Origin of the sequence: Arthrobacter agilis (genome assembly GCF_006494655.1) — a bacterium.
GTDB classification, from domain to species: Bacteria; Actinomycetota; Actinomycetes; order Actinomycetales; family Micrococcaceae; genus Arthrobacter_D; species Arthrobacter_D agilis.
Genome location: NZ_VHIM01000018.1, coordinates 1 through 3,057 on the forward strand (window position 1 = coordinate 1; position 3,057 = coordinate 3,057).

4 protein-coding genes are annotated in these 3,057 nt (G+C 62.8%); 2 read left to right on the forward strand and 2 right to left on the reverse strand.

What is annotated here, in order from left to right; genetic code table 11:
* The first annotated feature begins 139 nt into the window (after positions 1 to 139).
* On the forward strand, positions 140 to 832 hold the full coding sequence (locus FJV46_RS14985) for a class I SAM-dependent methyltransferase (protein ID WP_104150475.1): 693 nt from the start codon (positions 140 to 142) through the stop codon (positions 830 to 832).
* A gap of 68 nt (positions 833 to 900) precedes the next feature.
* On the opposite strand, the gene FJV46_RS14990 is transcribed toward FJV46_RS14985, so the two are convergent.
* Positions 901 to 1,458: a GNAT family N-acetyltransferase gene (locus tag FJV46_RS14990; RefSeq protein ID WP_087025272.1), complete on the reverse strand. Its 558-nt coding sequence runs from the start codon at positions 1,456 to 1,458 to the stop codon at positions 901 to 903.
* A gap of 286 nt (positions 1,459 to 1,744) precedes the next feature.
* The gene (locus FJV46_RS14995; protein ID WP_126130590.1) at positions 1,745 to 2,449 is read right to left on the reverse strand and encodes a nucleoside/nucleotide kinase family protein; all 705 of its coding nucleotides are present in this window, start codon (positions 2,447 to 2,449) and stop codon (positions 1,745 to 1,747) included.
* Here FJV46_RS14995 and FJV46_RS15000 point away from each other — a divergent pair.
* Entirely contained in the window at positions 2,448 to 2,702 is a 255-nt protein-coding gene (locus tag FJV46_RS15000) for a hypothetical protein (RefSeq protein ID WP_126130589.1), read from the forward strand. The two genes, FJV46_RS14995 and FJV46_RS15000, sit on opposite strands and share 2 nt — an antisense overlap.
* Positions 2,703 to 3,057: the final 355 nt, after the last annotated feature.

Genomic DNA, 3,057 nt, shown 5'->3' on the forward strand with positions numbered 1-3,057 from the left:
GACATTGTCGAGGCCTTCCGGATTGAGCGGCTTAGTCACTGCCGATCTTGGAAGGTCTCGACCTCATTTCGGAGTCAGGTGCTCACGGCGTGTCGCTCAGCGCTCCCACCTCAAGTATGAAGAGCCCCTTTACGACGCAGTGAATGACTGGGGGCCAGCTGACGACTTCTTCTTGAGTTTCTTGACCACAACCCCCGGTGCGCGCGTCTTGGACCTCGGGTGCGGGACCGGAGGCATTACTCTGGCTGCTGCAGCGGCCGGGTGCAGCGTCATGGGAGTTGATCCTGATCAACCATCCCTTCGGGCAGCTCGGTCGAAGCCGGGCGCCGACCAGGTTCAGTGGGTTGATGGCACTTCCCGTGCGATTCCTGCCGATTGTCAGTTCGATCTGGCGATCATGGCGTCCAACGTCGTTCAGGAGATTCTCGACGACGCGGAACTAGCCCGGTCCTTCAGCGACATCGCCGCTCACCTCGTGCCTGGTGGTCGTCTCGCTTTCGATGCGCGGGATCCGGACGCCCGCGGCTGGGAGGCGTGGACGAAGGAGCGCAGTCATCGGATTGTTGACCTGCCTGAGGGAGAAGTTGAGCACTGGTACCAGACCACGCATGTCGATGAAGAGACGGGGCTGATTGATTTTTGTGAGCACGAGATAGCACCGGACGGGAATGAGCGAGTCGAGTGTGGGCCGTTGCGTTTCCGGTCGCAACACCAACTCCGCCTCATGCTCGAGGAAGCAGGCATGTCAGTTGAGAAGGTGTTCGGCGGGTATCAAGGTGAATCAGTGGGAAATGGAGCTGGAGCGCTTCTGGTCATTGCCTTCCGCCCGTAAGCCGATAGCTCTCCGCACGTTGCCGGCTGGTCGTGGACCGCGCTTGAGCGCGAAGCGTTGTCCGTATGTCAGGGGCGGACGGCGGAGTACACCAGCATGTCGCGACGTCGGCCGGAAATCTCCTGATGGGATCTGAGTAGTCCCTCGTGGAGGTACCCGGCGCGCTCGGCCGTCCTGATGGAAGCAGTGTTCCAGGGCTCGATGTAGAGCTCGGTGCGATGCAATTCGGGCAGGGTCCACGCGAAGGACGTGAGAGCACGGAGTGCATCCGCGGCGAGTCGCCGGCCCCTGAATGGTGGGGCGATGCCGAAACCGATCTGGGCGCGGCCAGCGTGGAGCTCGCGCACCCATAGACCGGTGAATCCGGCACAGTGTCCCTCGGTGGTGTCGACGAAGGCGAACGAAAATCCCGCACCCTCTGTGTGCCGGGTCTGCTGTCGCCGTATCCACTGCTGCGCCTGGGCGGGCGTCGCGTTGAGTGGCAGGGTCCCCGTTGCAGGGACATAGGGATCCCGGGAGAGATCCCTGGCCATGCCGGCGTCGTCAGGGCGGAATGCCCGCAGCGTCACGCTCCCATGGGCGGGGTCGGTAGCGGGCCACCGGTCGGCGATCTCGGGGAGGTCCATCACCTGAGTCTGTCAGGGCGGAGCCACCAGCACCCGATTGGCAGGCAGATAGGTTGGGGGCATGGACTTCACTGCGCTGCATCTGCGGCCCCTTCAGCGCGAGGACGCCGATGCCTTCGCCGAGTGGGGTGAGGATGGGCTTTTTTGCCAGCATGTGGGATAAAGCGCGAGTTCCCGGTCGCCCTGCAAGACTTCTGGGTGCGGCAGGTCGAGTTCGTGGGGCTACCTGCACGCCCAACGCCCCGAGGTCAGTCTGGCTGACGTGCCCATCGAGTCCCTTGCCGAACTAACCAGAGTGTTCACTCGAACTCAGCTGGACCCCGGTAGCGCCCGGTAGAGGATCCCCAGGGCCTGTCGGGGGAGTGACGGAGCGGACGACGTCGGGGACGGTGAAGTCCCTGTTGTCGATCACGAATGTCGCTCGTTCCCAGGGTCGCGCGGCTTCGAAGTAAAGGCGCTGGCCGTGGACATACCGGCGCATCGTCGGGTGTTCCGGATCGCGGCTGGTGCCATTCCGGGCCGCCATTCGCGCCGCGGTCACGGCGAAGGGAACGTCGAGGTACACCGAGGCGTCCCAGGAGGTGACGAGTTCATCGCGGTGCAGGAACATGCCTTCCACCAGGACCAGCGCGTCCGGTGGGGCCTGGAGGAACGCCGCCACCGTTGGTTGGTCCGTCGCCGGATCGTAGGAAGCCGGCGAATATCGGCCGTCTCCGTCGGGGCCCAAGGGTGTGAGCACGTACTTATGTAGGGCCGAATAGTCGTAGGTGTCTCTCCAGAACCCTATCGGTGAGTGCCGGCCCCGGGCGTGCCTGACTGACGAGGGGTTCAGGAAATTGTCTGCGTGGATGGTGATGACCGGACGGTGATGAATCTCCGCTGCCAGGTTGGCTGCGAAAAACGTCTTTCCGCTGCCATCGACGCCGTCGATCGCTATGATCCTGCCCTCGGTCCCGACGACGCCGAGAATGCTGTCGACCAGGTCGCGCATGAACTTCCCCCTAGTCGAATCTGCCCGCAAGGCGATCTTCTGGCGCGCGCTGTGCCTGGTCAGCGTTTCTTTTCCCTTGCTGGCCTGCTCACCCTTCCGGCGGCTCCCACCCTTCATTGACGCACGTCGCCGCCAGCTCAACGCCATCATCCCGGACGGATGTCTGGTCGCCGTCGTCAGCGGCTTGAATGATCGAGGAGGCTGCTACTGGTATTCGTCCCTCGGTCTCGCCTTCCAGCGCAGCGCGCAATGATCTGACGAAGCGGGGAGTGTCCTCGGGTGGTTTTCCGGCACTGATCCAGCTGGCGTTGATATTGCAGACATCGGTGTTTGCTGTAGCCAGGGACTCTGCTCCGCAGGCACTCATCGACAGCGCAGCAACAGCAAACGCGACACCGGCTATCCGAGATCTCATGCATAGAAGGTACAGCGGTTGATGGCATGTGAGACTTTCGAAGACCATTTATGATCAGACAAAACGGGCTCTTCGTAATTGAGAGTGCGGGCGGGGTGCTGGCGGCTTGAGTGGGGTGGGCGCGTCGGAGGCGGGATAGAGGTCGAGGCCTTCCGATGATGGAAGTTCTCACACTGCCCACCCGAAAGACCTC

What these genes read in the sequence shown, in the direction of transcription:
- FJV46_RS14990 (WP_087025272.1), bottom strand. Translation starts at nt 1,458, where the DNA reads ATGGACCTCCCCGAGATCGCCGACCGGTGGCCCGCTACCGACCCCGCC.
- FJV46_RS15000 (WP_126130589.1), top strand. Translation starts at nt 2,448, where the DNA reads ATGAACTTCCCCCTAGTCGAATCTGCCCGCAAGGCGATCTTCTGGCGC.
- FJV46_RS14995 (WP_126130590.1), bottom strand. Translation starts at nt 2,449, where the DNA reads ATGCGCGACCTGGTCGACAGCATTCTCGGCGTCGTCGGGACCGAGGGC.